This is a genomic window from Duganella zoogloeoides, assembly GCF_034479515.1.
Lineage (GTDB): Bacteria > Pseudomonadota > Gammaproteobacteria > Burkholderiales > Burkholderiaceae_D > Rugamonas > Rugamonas zoogloeoides.
The window spans coordinates 2,942,611-2,957,123 of the sequence record NZ_CP140152.1 but is presented as its reverse complement, the minus strand read 5'-3'; the positions used below and the strand labels follow the sequence as shown (position 1 = coordinate 2,957,123).

12 protein-coding genes are annotated in these 14,513 nt (G+C 62.2%); 5 read left to right on the top strand and 7 right to left on the bottom strand.

The genetic code is table 11. The features are described 5' to 3' along the window. Window positions 1–38: 38 nt before the first annotated feature. From SR858_RS13090 to SR858_RS13065, 6 genes are all read right to left on the bottom strand, one after another. Window positions 39–1,427, bottom strand: coding sequence for an amino acid permease (locus tag SR858_RS13090; protein ID WP_040377595.1), 1,389 nt, complete (start codon window positions 1,425–1,427; stop codon window positions 39–41). Between the two features lie 209 nt (window positions 1,428–1,636). Beyond that, the gene (locus SR858_RS13085) at window positions 1,637–2,344 is read right to left on the bottom strand and encodes a DUF4197 domain-containing protein (protein WP_019921242.1); all 708 of its coding nucleotides are present in this window, start codon (window positions 2,342–2,344) and stop codon (window positions 1,637–1,639) included. Between the two features lie 65 nt (window positions 2,345–2,409). Then, window positions 2,410–4,029, bottom strand: a complete 1,620-nt coding sequence (locus SR858_RS13080) for a chemotaxis protein CheW (protein WP_322534588.1) — start codon at window positions 4,027–4,029, stop codon at window positions 2,410–2,412. After that, window positions 4,022–4,594 carry a chemotaxis protein CheD gene (locus SR858_RS13075; protein WP_019921240.1) on the bottom strand — a complete coding sequence of 191 codons (573 nt, stop codon included), beginning with the start codon at window positions 4,592–4,594 and terminating at the stop codon, window positions 4,022–4,024. Before SR858_RS13075 ends, SR858_RS13080 begins: the two co-directional genes overlap by 8 nt. 10 nt (window positions 4,595–4,604) lie before the next feature. Continuing rightward, on the bottom strand, window positions 4,605–5,426 hold the full coding sequence (locus SR858_RS13070) for a CheR family methyltransferase (RefSeq protein WP_019921239.1): 822 nt from the start codon (window positions 5,424–5,426) through the stop codon (window positions 4,605–4,607). Between the two features lie 14 nt (window positions 5,427–5,440). Next, on the bottom strand, window positions 5,441–7,138 hold the full coding sequence (locus SR858_RS13065; RefSeq protein WP_019921238.1) for a methyl-accepting chemotaxis protein: 1,698 nt from the start codon (window positions 7,136–7,138) through the stop codon (window positions 5,441–5,443). A 313-nt stretch (window positions 7,139–7,451) separates the two neighbouring features. Between SR858_RS13065 and SR858_RS13060 the strand changes: the two genes are divergently transcribed. Both SR858_RS13060 and SR858_RS13055 read left to right on the top strand, forming a co-directional pair. Continuing rightward, window positions 7,452–9,539 carry a 3-hydroxyacyl-CoA dehydrogenase NAD-binding domain-containing protein gene (locus tag SR858_RS13060; RefSeq protein ID WP_019921237.1) on the top strand — a complete coding sequence of 696 codons (2,088 nt, stop codon included), beginning with the start codon at window positions 7,452–7,454 and terminating at the stop codon, window positions 9,537–9,539. A gap of 190 nt (window positions 9,540–9,729) precedes the next feature. Beyond that, the gene (locus SR858_RS13055; RefSeq protein WP_019921236.1) at window positions 9,730–10,386 is read left to right on the top strand and encodes an FxDxF family PEP-CTERM protein; all 657 of its coding nucleotides are present in this window, start codon (window positions 9,730–9,732) and stop codon (window positions 10,384–10,386) included. A gap of 190 nt (window positions 10,387–10,576) precedes the next feature. Here the strand turns inward: SR858_RS13055 and SR858_RS13050 are convergent, their stop codons facing one another. Continuing rightward, the gene (locus SR858_RS13050) at window positions 10,577–12,274 is read right to left on the bottom strand and encodes an MFS transporter (RefSeq protein WP_019921235.1); all 1,698 of its coding nucleotides are present in this window, start codon (window positions 12,272–12,274) and stop codon (window positions 10,577–10,579) included. A gap of 229 nt (window positions 12,275–12,503) precedes the next feature. Here SR858_RS13050 and SR858_RS13045 point away from each other — a divergent pair, with 229 nt between their 5' ends. The 3 genes from SR858_RS13045 (at window position 12,504) to SR858_RS13035 (ending at window position 14,404) form a co-directional block, all read left to right on the top strand. Next, window positions 12,504–12,806: a Dabb family protein gene (locus SR858_RS13045; protein ID WP_019921234.1), complete on the top strand. Its 303-nt coding sequence runs from the start codon at window positions 12,504–12,506 to the stop codon at window positions 12,804–12,806. Between the two features lie 2 nt (window positions 12,807–12,808). Continuing rightward, window positions 12,809–13,807: an NADP-dependent oxidoreductase gene (locus tag SR858_RS13040; RefSeq protein WP_019921233.1), complete on the top strand. Its 999-nt coding sequence runs from the start codon at window positions 12,809–12,811 to the stop codon at window positions 13,805–13,807. A gap of 69 nt (window positions 13,808–13,876) precedes the next feature. Further along, window positions 13,877–14,404 carry a superoxide dismutase family protein gene (locus SR858_RS13035; RefSeq protein ID WP_040377593.1) on the top strand — a complete coding sequence of 176 codons (528 nt, stop codon included), beginning with the start codon at window positions 13,877–13,879 and terminating at the stop codon, window positions 14,402–14,404. Window positions 14,405–14,513: the final 109 nt, after the last annotated feature.

Here is a 14,513-nt window from a genome sequence, read left to right as displayed (position 1 = left end):
CCGGCAAGCCGCAGCGGCTTGCCGGTTTCCAGGGAGAATCAGTTGAGCAGCGAACGCTTGCGCGAGTAGGTGAAATACACGATCAGACCCAGCACGATCCAGATGGCGAACGCCACCCAGGTATGCCAGCTCAGGTAGGTCATCAGCATCACGCAGAAGATCACTGCCAGCGCCGGGATCAGCGGCACGAACGGTACGCGGAAGGTGCGCTTGAGGTCCGGACGTTTCTTACGCATGATGATCACGGCAATCGACACCAGGCTGAACGCTGCCAGCGTGCCGATGTTGATCAGCTCGGTCAGGATGTTGAGCGGCACGAACGCCGCCACCACGCCGAAGAACAGGCCCACCATCCAGGTCGCAAAGAACGGCGTCTGGTATTTCGGGTGGACGGTGGACAGCTTCTTCGGCAGCAGGCCGTCGCGCGACATGGCGTAGATGATGCGGGTCTGGCCGTAGGCCATTACCAGGATCACGGTGGTCATGCCGAGGATGGCGCCGGCATCGACCACGCGCGCCATCCAGTTTTCACCGGCATATTGCAGCGCCAGCGTGACCGGGTGATCGACACCGAGGAATTCCTTGTACGGCACGATGCCGGTCATGATGCCTGCCACGATCACGTACAGGATGGTGCACACGGCCAGCGAGCCGATGATGCCGATCGGCAGATCGCGCTCGGGGCGTTTGACTTCCTCCGCTGCCGAGGTCACGGCGTCAAAGCCGATAAAGGCAAAGAATACCAGTGCGGCTGCGCTCAGCATGCCGTTGTAGCCGTACGGCATGAAGGGTTGCCAGTTGTCGGGCTTGACGTGTGGTGCGCCCACGAAGATAAACAGCAATACCACGCCGACCTTGATGGCCACCATGATGTTGTTCATGCGCGCCGACTCGCGCACGCCCCAGCCGAGCATGGCGGTCAGTACCAGCATGATGGCCAGCGCCGGCAGGTTGACGATGGTGGCCACGCCCGGCACGGCGCCCGGGGCAGCGGTCAGCGCCACCGGCAACTGGTAGCCATAGCTGGCCAGCAGCGACTGCAGATAGCCGGACCAGCCCACCGAGACGGCAGCCGAGGCCAGGCCATATTCGAGCAGCAAGTCCCAGCCGATCATCCAGGCGGCCAGTTCACCCAAGGTGGCATACGTATACGTGTAGATGGAGCCGGCCACGGGGACCGAAGAGGCGAACTCGGCGTAACAGAGGGCGGCAAAGCCGCAGGCGATGGCGGCGACCACGAAGGACAGGGTGAGGGCGGGGCCGGCAGTCACGGCGCCGGTGCCGGTCAGCACGAAGATGCCGGTCCCGACAATCGCGCCTATGCCCATCAGTATCAAATCGAATGGACCGAGTACTTTGGCCAGACCGCCGGGCTTGTTGGCGCCGGCAATCATATCGTCGAGGTTCTTCGTTCTAAAAAGGCTCAAATTAAGCTCCAGATATTTTTATGGTGGCGGGATTGCACCCCGTGTCCCGGGTCGCGGCGACGGCAAATAATACAGGAAGATGACACCGCCGCGACAGTTTGCTTTGTTGCATTATTGTTTCGAATAAGAAGCGGACGCGGCAAAACTGCCGCGCAATCAGCGTCGGGGCTGGTTGAGGAGGTGAGACCTGGACTTTCGAGGGAGGGCGCTTACTTGATCGCCCCGAACACCTTGCCCAGCAACTTGCTGCCCGTACCGATAGGATCGGCGCGGATGGCTTTTTCTTCTTCGGCGATCATCGTGTAGAGGCCGTCGAGGGCGCGCTGGGTGACGTAGCCTTCCACGGTGGATTGCTCCTTGGTAACCAGGCCCATCTTGGGGGCCATGGCCATGGTGCTGTTGTACCTGGTGGACAGGCTGGAGCGGTCCGTGATTTTTTTGACGATGGGCAGGAATTGCACGGCCAGCTTGGGCGAGGTCTTTTCACGGAAGAAGTCGGTGACCGAGGTGTCGCCGCCGGTCAGGATGTTCTTGGCGTCGGCGATGCTCATCGATTTGACGGCGTCGAGCAGCAGTGGCTTGGCCAGCGGTACGGCCGCTTCGGCGGCGTGGTTCATCTGGATCACCAGGTCGTCGAGCTGCTGGCCCTTGCCGGTGAGCTTGAGCAGCGGCCTGGCCTGTTCGAGGATTTTCGGCAGCGGGATGCGCACGCGCTCGTTGTTGAGGAAGCCGTTTTCCACGCCCAGTTTGGCGACAGCCAAGCTTGCGCCTTGCTCGAGCGCGGCTTTCACGCCGCCGGACGCGTCCTGGTTGCTCAGGTCGGACAGCGACAGCGCGAAGGCGCTGGCGGTCAGCAGGCCGAGGGGAAGCAGGACCAGCGCGCGGCGCGCGGTGACGACGGACTTGGACGGAAACATGGACGACCTTTCAGTTTTGCAGAACCGGCAAACGCCGGGATTGCATTACTGTAAACCACCGGCGCTCATGCCGCCAGTGCCGGCAGCTCCTGTGCCAGCCGTTGCAGGAGGCGGTCGCATTCGAATACGCTCAGCGTCTGGTGTTGCTGGGTACGGCCTTCGCCGTCGGACTCGATGTCGATCACGTCAGGCATGTCACTGCTGGGACCGTTGCTATCGGCGCCGCGCATGATGCGCGGCGCCGTGAAGCGGCGGCTGTCCTCGATGGTCATGATGTTTTGCACGGCATCGACCATCAGGCCGAATTTTTCCACGCCCAGTTCGCCCACGCGCTCGACCACCAGGATCTTGGTCTGGCCGGTGGCTTCCGCCGGCGCCATGCCGTACAGGCTGCGCAGATCGATCACGCTGATCATCTGTTGGCGCAGGTTGAGCATGCCGCGCATGAAGTCGGGCATGCCGGGCGGGCGCGAGATGTCCGGCGTGTAGTCGATGATTTCGCGCACCTGCTTGATTTCGACCGCATAGATGTTTTCGAGCGCAAAGGTGAGATAGACCTGGCGCTTGCTGCGCCGCGCTTCGCGCGCGGCCAGGCTCGCTGCTGCCGTGTCGTCGGTGGGGTAGAGGCGGGCATGGCCGGTGCGCATCTCGACGATTTCCGCGCTCGACAGGATTTGACGGTGGTCGAGCAGGATCACGTCCGCCTGGTCGGGCCGGGCAATGCAGCCGGCGAACATGCCGGCGCGCGCCCGGCTCAGCAGCGGAATCGGCATCAGGTCTTCGGCATGGTAATTGACGATGCTGTCCACCGAATCGACCAGGAAACCGATGGTGGCGTCGTCGATGCGGGCAATCACGATGCGCTGATCGGGCAAAAACTCGCGGGCTGCGCAGCTGGCATTCGAAGCTTCCTTGCTGGCGCCGGGCGCGGTAAGCAGGGTGGCAAAGCACACGATGGCCACCGGGCTGCCGCGAAAATTGATGCGTCCCAGGCACAGAGCGCTGTTAAGGATGGAGGGCTGGATGTCCGGAACCCGAATGATTTCCTGGATCGCACTCATGTCGAACGCGAACGCGGAACCAGCCGCGCGGAAGCTCACGCACTGGCGCCGCTCACCCTGGTGGCGGCGCGCGGCCTGGCGTCCCGCGCTTTGCAATGCCAGCACGTGCGGCACGTTTTCAATGCGCACCAGCGCCGCGGGGTCGAGCACTTGCAGCAGGCGGGCGCCGTCGGCCAGCAGAATGGTGCCGGCAACCACGGCGTGGGCGGCGCCGGGGGCGTAGTTGAGCGTGCTGCGCTGCTCGGGGCGCACGCGCAGGATTTCGCCGGTGGCGTGAAACAGGATGCCCACCAGCACCCCCTGGTAATCGAGGATGGCGATTTTATGGCTGTTGTCGGCCTTGGGTGCACCGGGATCGAACACGCGGCTGAGATTGACCACCGGGATCACCGTGCCGCGCAGGTTGAACATGCCGTCGAGGAAAGGCGGCGACAGCGGCACGACCGTCATCTTGTCCGGGTAATTGACCACTTCGCGGATGCAGCTGGCGGGGAGGGCGAATTCGTCCGGGCCCAGCAGGAAAGAGCCGAACAGTTCTGGCCCCGGTCCCGGTCCCGGCCCCGGTTCCTGCGCCGTTGCCGGTGTCTTGGTCACCACCATGCTGCTCTCCACGGTGTCAGGCATGGTGCACCACTCGCGCCGGTTTCTGGATCGCGCTGACGCGCACTTCCTGGGTGGCGCAATCGACCGTCAGGGTGCGGCCGCACTTGCCGCCTACTTCGGCAAAGCGCACGTGCAGGCCGTGCAGGCGCAGGTGTTTCTGGGCGGCGTCGATATTTTGCTGGCCGATCTGGAAGCGCGCCGAGCACGCTTCGAGCATATTGCCGCCACCGGCCACCACCACTTCGATATCGGCGTAATCGGCCACGCAGGCGCCCATCAGGCGCAGCAGCGATGGCACCGCCTGGCTCACGTAGCGGGCGCCCAGCTCAGTCGGCGCGACCGGCGATTCGGGCAACAGGCAATGGGCGAGGCCGCAGCGGCCGCGCTTTTTCCATAGCAGGGCAATGCCCACGCACGAGCCCAGCAGCGCCTGCAACTGGTCGGTGCGGGCGCCCACGCGCAGTTCGCCGATATTGACGTGGAAGCAGCGCTGGCCGCCGGCGGCGGCAATCGGCGCGGCGTCGGCATCGAACCATGGCGCCCTGGAGGCGAGGTCGGCGGGGAAGAGGGATGGTTGTGCGTGCATGGCGGCGCCGTTATTTTTCGAACCTGTAAATCATCGGCCGGTCGAACTGGTAGGCGGTGTCGAGGCCAGAGATCGATTCGGACTCACCCAGGATTAACCGGGCATGGGGCGCCATGCTGTGGCGGGCTTGCTGCAGGACGGTCTCCTGGTGTTCCTGGTCGAAATAGATCAGGACATTGCGCAGGAACACGAGATCGAACTGTTTTGCGTGCTTCAGTGGAGTGAGCAGGTTGTGTTGGGCCAACTCCACATTTTTTTTCAGTGCTTCAACGACTTGCAGGCCATGGCTGCTGGCCTGAAAATATTTTTTCACCCAGTCGGGGTGGCTGGTGCGGATTTTTTCCACCGAGCGGCCCGCGTAGCGCCCCGCGCGCGCCTGCGCCAGGATTTGTTGCGAAATATCGGTGGCGTAAATCTGGTACGTGAATCCCGGCGTTCTGGCCTTGAACTCTTCGCACAGGATCGCCATCGAATACAGCTCTTCACCGCTCGAGGCCGCCGCTGACCATATTTTCAGCGTTTGGCCCGCGTGGTCGCGCTGCCACTGCGGCAGAAATTCCTGCTCCACGTAATCCCACACCTGCTGGGTGCGGAAGAACAGGGTGTCGTTGGTGGTCACCAGGTCGATAAAATGCGGCACTTCGGCGCGGTCCCGGACCACCTTGTCCAGGTAGTCCTGGTAGCTGCCGATCTCCAGCGCCTGCATGCGCGGACGCAGCCGGCGTTCGAGCAGGATGCTCTTGCGCTCGGACATGGCAATCCCCGTGTGCTCGCGCACCAGCGCGATGAGCGCAGTCAGCGTTTCGGGCTGGATGCCGGCGGCCAGGTTCATCGCATCGCTCCCGCTTACACCACGAAACCGGATACAGTTTTGTTGAGGTCGCCAGCGCGCTGGTTCAGGCCCTCGGTCGAGCGGGCGATGCTGTCGCAGGCCGCCGCCGATTTTTCCGCTTCTTCGGCAATGTATTGCACGGCGGTGGCCACTTCGCGCGCGGTCAGTTGCTGCTCGTTGGTGGCCATCGAGATGTCGGAGATGGCGGCCGTGGTTTTGGCCACGCCGGCGACGATCTTGTCGAACGCTTCGCTGGCCTGGCGCGAAATTTCGCTGCCGGCCGACACGCGTTTCACGGACTCATTAATCAGCTTGGAAATTTCCTTAGTGGCCTGCGACGAGCGTTCGGCCAGCTTGCGCACTTCGTCGGCAACCACCGAGAAGCCCAGGCCGTGCTCGCCGGCGCGGGCGGCTTCGATGGCGGCGTTAAAGGCCAGCATATTGGTCTGGGTGGCGATTTCGCTGATAACCTTGACGATTTCGCCGATGTCCTCGGACGAGCGGTTGATCAGGTCCATCGCTTCGATCGACTTGGCGACCGCCTTGGCGCCGGCTTCGGCCTCGCGCTGGGTGTCCTTGGCCAGGGCGTCGGCATTGGTGCTGTTGCCGGCGATGATGTTGATCGAGCTGCTCAGGCCGTCGATCGACGCATTCATTTGCTCGACCGTGGCGCCCAGCGCCTGGGTGCCGACCGCCACCGCGTTGGAGCGCTCGGCAATGGTGGTCGAAGCGTCGGACAGGCCGTTGGCGGACGCCACCACATCGCCGATCACCTTGCGCAGGTCGGCGATCATCTTGCTGATGCCTTCGGCCAGTTGGTCGAGCGCTTCGTCGCCGGAGATGTCGATCTGGCTGGTGAGGTCGCCCTGGGCAGCGCGCTCGACCGACAGCAGCAGGCTGTGGATCTTGACGCTGTCCGCTTGCGACTTGGCGGCCACCGAGGTTTCCAGTTCCACCTGGGCGGTAATGTCGCTGGCAAATTTGACGACCTTGTACGGTTTGCCGTTCAGATCCAGCACAGGATTATAGGTGGCCTGTATCCATACTGTTTTACCATGGTTGCCAATTCGTTTATAACGTCCCGTATCGAACTCGCCACGATTGAGTTTTTGCCAGAAGCGCTTGTAATCGCTGCTGGCGGCATATTCCGGTTCGCAAAACATGCGGTGGTGTTCACCCTGAATATCATCGATGTCGTAACCCATTACGCCGAGGAAGTTATCGTTGGCGTTGAGAATATGGCCAGACATGTCGAACTCGATCACGGCCTGGGCCTTGCCGATGGCAGCGACCTTGCTTTCGTACTCAGCATTCTTGAGCTTGCTGTCGGTGATCACGGTAGCAAACTTGATCACCTTGTAGGGCTTGCCGTGGTCGTCGATGATGGGGTTGTACGACGCGCTGATCCAGATTTCGCGGCCGCCCTTGCCGATGCGCTTGTAGTCGCCACGGTCGAACTCACCGCGCCCCAGCTTGTCCCACAAGGCCTTGTAGGCGCCGGACTGCACGTATTCGGGATCGCAGAACATGGCATGGTGCTGGCCCTGGACTTCATCCAGCGTGTAGCCGACCGTGGCCAGGAAGTTTTCGTTGGCGTGCAGGATGGTGCCGTCCAGGTCGAACTCGATCAAGGCCTGCACACGGTTGAGCGCGGTATTAATCGCTTGCAGATCCTGTTCGCGGGAGTGAATGACCTGGGTATGCGCGTCCATAATAGTCCTGTTATATTTGGAGAGAATTATTTCAAGGCAAATATTTAATGTAAACGGTAATCAACAGCGCGCAATGTCGATCTGCGACAGCGTTTCATTATTCAGGTCTGGCCCCGCAAATTCAAGCCTGTTCGATTAATTTCGCTGTTTTATGTGCTTTATTTTCCACTCGGAATTAATGCCTGAATTAAACCGGTTGAATTATTCTCTCGCAGAATAAGTTTTATCTCCGCATTCAAAAGCGGGTGGCGGTTTGGGCAAGTTTTCAGGTACGATCACGATCCGGGCCTAGCAGGCCATCCAGGGACAACACATGACTGCCGAATACCAGGTTCACGGCGCCGTTGCCGTTATCACTTTGAACAATCCGCCGGTCAACGGCATGGGGCTGGCCACGCGCACCGCTGCCGTGGCCGGCATCGAACGCGCGCTCGCCGATGTCGCCGTCAAGGCCATCGTCATCACCGGCGCCGGCAAGGCCTTCTCTGGCGGCGCCGATATCCGCGAATTCAATTCCCCGAAGGCGCTGGCCGAGCCGTCGCTGCACACTTTTATCGCCACCGCGGAGAGCTCCATTAAGCCGGTCGTGGCCGCCATCCACACCATTTGCATGGGCGGCGGACTCGAGTTGTCGCTCGGCTGCCACTACCGCGTGGCGCTGCCGGGCGCGAAAATCGCGTTACCCGAGGTTAAACTGGGCTTGCTGCCGGGCGCCGGCGGCACCCAGCGCCTGCCGCGCGTGCTGGGGCTGGAACAAGCGCTTTCCATGATCGTCACCGGCGAGCCGGTGCTGTCGGAGACATTGGCCGACACGCCGCTGTTCGACCGCGTGTTCGAGCCCGGCGCGGATCTGCTCGCCTCGGCGGTGGCCTTTGCCGAAGGCATTGCCGATCTCCGGCCGCTGCCCAAGGTGCGCGACCGGTCGGTTGACCATCCGCAGGCCGAGGCGGTCTTGCAGTATGCGCGCGAGCAGGCCCGCACCCGGGCGCCCGGCTACCCGGCGCCGCTCGAATGCATTGCCACCGTCGGCGCGTCGGTCACCATGCCATTCGATGAAGGCATGAGATTCGAGCGCGAACGTTTCATGCACCTGATCCAGAGCACCGAATCGAAGGCGCTGCGCCACGCTTTCTTTGCCGAGCGCGTCGCTGGCAAGGTGCCCGATGTACCGGCCGATACGCCGTTGCGGCCGATTACCTCGGCCGCCGTGGTCGGCGCCGGCATGATGGGCGTAGGCATAACCATGAATTTCCTCAACGCCGGCATTCCGGTGGTGGTGCTGGAAACCTCGCAGCTGGCGCTGGACCAGGGCCTGGCGTCGCTGCGCAAGCTGTACGACAACGCCGTCGCCAAGGGCAAACTGAAACCCGAGCAGCTGCAACAGCGCCTGGCGCTGGTCAGCGGCACGCTGGCGTACGCCGACTTGTCGCAGGCAGGTATCGTGGTGGAAGCCGTGTTCGAAAACCTGGCCGTCAAGCAGGCCGTGTTCCGCGAGCTCGACGCCGTGATGAAGCCTGGCGCCATCCTGGCTACCAATACTTCCACGCTCGATGTCGATGCGATTGCCGCTGTGACCGGCCGGCCGCAGGATGTGCTGGGCCTGCATTTCTTCAGCCCGGCCCACGTGATGAAGTTGCTGGAAATCGTGCGGGGCGAACACACTGCCATCGACGTGCTGGCCACTGCGCTGGCGCTGTCGAAAAAGCTGCGCAAGACCGGCGTGGTGGCGCGCGTGTGCGACGGCTTCATCGGCAACCGCATGATCGAGCAATACAGCCGCCAGGCCGGCTTTTTGCTGGAAGAGGGCGCCTTGCCGGCGCAGGTGGATGCGGCGATTGAGCGGTTCGGCTTTGCCATGGGGCCGTTCCGCATGGCCGACCTGGCCGGCAACGACATTGGACTGGCCATCCGCCAGCGCCGCGCGGTGGAACAGCCGGATCTTGCCTACTCAAAAACCGCCGACCTGCTGTGCGCCATGGGCCGGCTGGGCCAGAAAACCGGCGCCGGCTGGTACGACTACTGGGCCGGTGACCGCACGCCGCATCCGAACGCCGACGTCGATGCCATGATCGCGGCGCACTCGGCGCAGCTGGGCCTGGCGCGCCGGCACATCAGCGACGACGAAATCGTGGAACGGCTCGTGTATGCACTGGTCAACGAAGGTGCGCGCATCCTGGCAGAGGGCATCGCCTTGCGCGCCTCCGATATCGACATGGTGTATCTGACCGGTTACGGCTTCCCGCCGTACCGGGGCGGGCCGATGTTCTATGCCGACACGGTGGGCTTGCCCAAGGTGCTGGCTGCCATCGAGCGCTATGCCGCCGGGCGCCACGGCGAGGCCTGGACGCCTGCGCCCTTGCTCGTGACATTGGCTGCGGAGGGCCGCAACTTCAACGGCTGATCGTGAATGTTGTTGTATTCTCACATGTCTTAAGGAAAAATTAATGGCATGTGAGCATTTATTTCAAATCAAAGCTATAATGGCACTACCTACCCGCCAGCGATACCCTAAAAAACGGTTTGAGTTGCAACGTCGGTTCGGCATCCGCTTCGATGCCTTCGTTACAACCATATACTTTTTAGAGGTCATCATGAAACGCATCATTATCGCTGCAGCAATTTCCCTGTCCGCCTTCGTGTCCGCGCATGCGGCGTCCATCACCGGCCTGAACAACACCGGCATCGGCGCTGGCGGCGCTAACGACACCAGCTACCAGCTCAGCATTGTGAGCGATACCTGGAATGGCTCGACCGTCCCGGTCATCACCCTCGACAACACCTGGCCGGTGAATACCTGGCTGGCCAACGACAGCACGTCGAAGTGGATCACGCCTACGGCCAACCAGGGCCAGTCGTACGACGCCTGGAATAACGGTACTTATACTTACCGACTCTCGTTCGACCTGACCGGTTTTGACGCCGCCACCGCGTCGTTCGCCGGCCGCGTGCTGTCCGACAATACGGTCAAGGTCTTGCTCAACAACACCGAGATCGCCAGTGGCAACGGCTTCACCACCTGGAGCAACTTCACCGCAGCCAGCGGTTTCACGAGCGGCGTCAACCAGCTCGACTTCGTGGTCACCAACTGGGCGCAAAACAGCGGCAACCCGACCGGCCTGCGCGTGGAATTCGGTCAGTCGGCCGTGACCGCGGTACCGGAGCCGGAAACTTACGCCATGATGCTGGGCGGCCTGGGCCTGGTAGGCTTCATCGCCCGCCGCCGCAAGAACAAGCAAGCCAGCGCATAAGCAAGCAAGTAGTCAACAAAGTGAGTTTGAGCCGCCAGCGATGGCGGCTTTTTTTTTGCGTTACAGACGTCGAGGCCAACGCCGGGCTACGTGTTGGACGCTGTATTTGTCAATCGGACGCCATTTGCGGCAATAAAAAATGGCCAGCCCGCTCGCACGGAACCGGCCACCCGGATGTCAGCCTGGACGATCAGTCGTTGGCGTAAATATCGTTATCCTTGGTCTCGCCGACAAACAGGGCGCCGATCACGACCGTGATGATGGCAATGATGATCGGGTACCACAGCCCGTAATAAATATCTCCCTTGAACGCCACCAGTGCGAACGAGATGGTGGGCAGCAGGCCGCCGAACCAGCCGTTGCCGATGTGATACGGCAGCGACATCGACGTGTAGCGTATGCGGGTGGGGAACATTTCCACCAGCATGGCGGCGATCGGCCCGTACACCATGGTCACGTACAGCACCAGCACGAACAGGATCAGCACCACCATCGGCTTGTTCATCTGGGCTTCGTCGGCCTTGGTCGGATAGCCGGCCAGCTTGATCGCGTCCACCACGTCTTTCTTGAGAGTGGCCTCGGTCTTCTTGCTTTCGGCACTGAAGTTGAGGTTATCGGGCGTCATGACGGCGTTGAACGACGTAATTTCCTTGTCGCCGATCCTGACCTTGGCAACCGATCCGGCCGGTGCGTCTTCGTGGGTGTATGCCACCGAGGCGCGCGACAGGATGCCGGCGGCGATGTCGCACGACGACGGGAACTTGCGCTGGCCGGTGGGGTTGAACTGGAAGTTGCACGAGGCGGGGTCGGCCACCAGCACCACCGGCGAATTTTTCAGCGCCATTTCCAGCGCCGGATTGCCGTAGTGGGTGAGCGCCTTGAACAGCGGGAAGTAGGTGGCCGCCGCGATGATGCAACCGCCGAGGATGATCCACTTGCGGCCGATCTTGTCCGACAGCATGCCGAAGATGATGAAGAACGGCGTGGCCAGGGCCAGCGACGTGGCGGTCATGATGTTGGCGGTGGCGCCGTCGATCTTGAGCGTTTCGGTCATGAAGAACAGCGCATAGAACTGGCCGGTGTACCACACCACCGCCTGGCCCATGGTCAGGCCGATCAGCGCCAGGATCACCACTTTGAGGTTGCGCCACTGGCCAAAAGCCTCGCTCAGCGGCGCCTTGGACGTCTTGCCCTCCGCTTTCATCTTGGCGAACGCCGGCGATTCGTGCATCGACATGCGGATCCACACCGACACGCCCAGCAGCAGGATCGAGACCAGGAACGGCACGCGCCAGCCCCAGGCCTGGAACTCGTCCTCGCCGATGGCGGTGCGGGTGCCCAGGATGACCAGCAGCGACAGGAACAGCCCCAGCGTGGCCGTGGTCTGGATCCAGGCCGTAAACGAACCGCGTTTGCCCGGCGGCGCATGTTCCGCGACGTAGGTGGCGGCGCCGCCATATTCGCCGCCCAGCGCCAGGCCCTGCAGGATGCGCAGGAACACCAGGATGATCGGCGCTGCGATGCCGATCGCCGCGTACCCCGGCAGCAGCCCGACAATGAAGGTGGAGGCGCCCATGATCAGGATGGTGACCAGGAATGTGTATTTGCGGCCGATCATGTCGCCGAGGCGGCCGAACACCAGCGCGCCGAATGGCCGCACGATAAACCCGGCGGCAAATGCCAGCAGCGCGAAAATGAAGGTGGTGGTGGGTTCGCCGATGAAGAACTGCTTGGCGATGATCGGCGCGAGCGCGCCATACAGATAGAAGTCATACCATTCGAACACGGTGCCCAGCGACGAAGCGAAGATGACCTTGCGTTCCTCTGGTGTGATCGGCGCGCCCTTGGACTGGTTGCGCGGATCGGCGGTACCCGACGATGAAGCCATTATTTGTCTCCTTTTTTAGTGTTGTTTTAAGCGGCAGACCTGGTAAAACCGGTTGAGCAAACCAACGGAAGACAAGCTCGACAGTTTCCAAATCGACAGCTTGGCAGCGAGTGTGAACGCCGAACCTTGCACCAAACTTACAACCAGCGAGCCGCCATACCTGTCGTTGAAAGCTTGCACTGTGCTATTCTTGTCGCCCTTTATTTGGCGCCTCGCCCGGAGAGAAACTATGCTCAAACACATCGTGATGTGGAAACTGAAAGACCACGCAGAAGGCGCCGACCGCGCCGCCAATGCCATCAAGATGAAAGCCTTGCTCGACGGCTGCGCCACCATCGTGCCGGGCATCGTCAAGTTCGAAGCCGTGCTGGCCCAGCCTGGACTGGAAGCGACCTACGACGTGGTGCTGTACTCCGAGTTCACGGGCGAGGATGCACTGAACGCCTACCTCGACCATCCCGAGCACGTTGCCATCAAGCCATTCATCGGCGCCATCCGACTGGAGCGCCAGTGCATGGACTACGAGGTTTGACGATGCCGGACAGCTACCGGCGCATCGTGCTCGCCAGCCGGCCGCGCGGCGCCGTCACGGCGGATAATTTCCGGCTCGAAACGGTGACCACGCCCGCCTTGCAGGAGGGCGAGCTGCTGGTGCGCAACCATTACCTGTCGCTCGATCCATATATGCGCGGCCGCATGAGCGCGGCCAGGAGTTACGCGGCCTCCCAGGCGCTGGACCAGACGATGATCGGCGGCACCGTCGGTGAAGTGGTTGCGTCGCGCCAAGCCGGTTTTGCAGTTGGCGATGCGGTGGTTGGCGTGCTGGGCTGGACCGAGCTGGCGGTGACCGATGGCGCCCGGTTGCGCAAGGTCGATGCGGCCAGGTTGCCTTTATCGGCCTACCTGGGCGCGGTGGGCATGCCCGGCATGGCCGCCTGGTACGGACTGAACCGCATCATTGCGCCCAAAGGGGGCGACACCATCGTGGTCTCGGCTGCCAGCGGCGCGGTGGGCAGCGTGGTGGGACAACTGGCACGCATGCAAGGCTGCCGCGTGGTGGGTATTGCCGGCGGCCCCGACAAATGCCGGTACGTGATCGATGAACTCGGTTTCGATGCCTGCATCGATTACAAGGCCGGCAAGCTCGAGGCCGACCTGGCGGCCGCCACGCCCGATGGCGTCGATGGCATTTTCGAGAACGTCGGCGGCGTCATGCTGGACGCGGCGCTGGCGCGCACCAACGCTTTCGGCCGGGTGGCATTGTGCGGCCTGATCGGCGGCTTCGGCGGCGCCGACATGGCGCTGCATAATGCCCGCCTGCTGCTGATCAACCGTCTGACGGTGCAAGGTTTTATCGTCACCGAGCACATGGAATTGTGGGACCAGGGATTGATGGAATTGGCGGAACTGGTGGCATCCGGCCAGGTCAAATACCGTGAAACCGTGGCGCAGGGCATCGCTGCTGCGCCCGAGGCTTTCATCGGTTTACTGCAGGGGTTCAATTTTGGCAAGCAATTGGTAAAGTTGATATGATTTGAACGCGTTGTGTCGCCGCAAACCGGCGGCGCATTTTGTTCGATCACGTTAACAAGGAACCACACAATGAAAACAGCCGCACTAAGCTTGAGCTGCATCCTGGCGCTGGCCGCCATTCAGACCGCTTCAGCAGCTAACGTCACCGCCCAGGCCAAGCTGGCGCCAACCGCCAACAGCAAGACGTCCGGCCTGGTCACGTTCGAGCAAACCGCCGACGGCGTCCACGTCAAGGCCAAGGTCGAAGGCCTGACGCCCGGCTTGCACGGGTTCCACATCCACGAAAAAGGCGATTGCTCGGCGCCCGACGGCAGCAGCGCCGGCGGCCATTTTAATCCGACCAGCGCACCGCACGGCGATCCGTCGCACGCCAGCAAGCACAGCGGCGACTTCGGCAATATCACTGCCGATGCCAAGGGCGTAGCCACGCTCGACGTCAAGGTGCCGCTGTCGCAGCTGACGCTGACCGAAGGCAGCCCGGTCAACGCCCTCAATCGCGGCGTGATCGTGCACACTGCGCCCGACGACCTGAAGACCCAGCCGACCGGCAATGCCGGTGGCCGGCTCGCTTGCGGTGTGATTACTGCGGCTAAATAAATCGGCGCCGTCATGCTGCGGTTGTAACCTGGGCCGCAAAATGTCATCCCCGCGCAGGCGGGGATCCAATTTCCCAGGCATCGCAAGCAGTATCGCCGACCTGGGTACC

Coding starts and splice junctions, on each gene's coding strand:
- SR858_RS13085 (WP_019921242.1), bottom strand. CDS start 2,344: ATGTTTCCGTCCAAGTCCGTCGTCACCGCGCGCCGCGCGCTGGTCCTG.
- SR858_RS13080 (WP_322534588.1), bottom strand. CDS start 4,029: ATGCCTGACACCGTGGAGAGCAGCATGGTGGTGACCAAGACACCGGCA.
- SR858_RS13075 (WP_019921240.1), bottom strand. CDS start 4,594: ATGCACGCACAACCATCCCTCTTCCCCGCCGACCTCGCCTCCAGGGCG.
- SR858_RS13070 (WP_019921239.1), bottom strand. CDS start 5,426: ATGAACCTGGCCGCCGGCATCCAGCCCGAAACGCTGACTGCGCTCATC.
- SR858_RS13065 (WP_019921238.1), bottom strand. CDS start 7,138: ATGGACGCGCATACCCAGGTCATTCACTCCCGCGAACAGGATCTGCAA.
- SR858_RS13060 (WP_019921237.1), top strand. CDS start 7,452: ATGACTGCCGAATACCAGGTTCACGGCGCCGTTGCCGTTATCACTTTG.
- SR858_RS13055 (WP_019921236.1), top strand. CDS start 9,730: ATGAAACGCATCATTATCGCTGCAGCAATTTCCCTGTCCGCCTTCGTG.
- SR858_RS13050 (WP_019921235.1), bottom strand. CDS start 12,274: ATGGCTTCATCGTCGGGTACCGCCGATCCGCGCAACCAGTCCAAGGGC.
- SR858_RS13045 (WP_019921234.1), top strand. CDS start 12,504: ATGCTCAAACACATCGTGATGTGGAAACTGAAAGACCACGCAGAAGGC.
- SR858_RS13040 (WP_019921233.1), top strand. CDS start 12,809: ATGCCGGACAGCTACCGGCGCATCGTGCTCGCCAGCCGGCCGCGCGGC.
- SR858_RS13035 (WP_040377593.1), top strand. CDS start 13,877: ATGAAAACAGCCGCACTAAGCTTGAGCTGCATCCTGGCGCTGGCCGCC.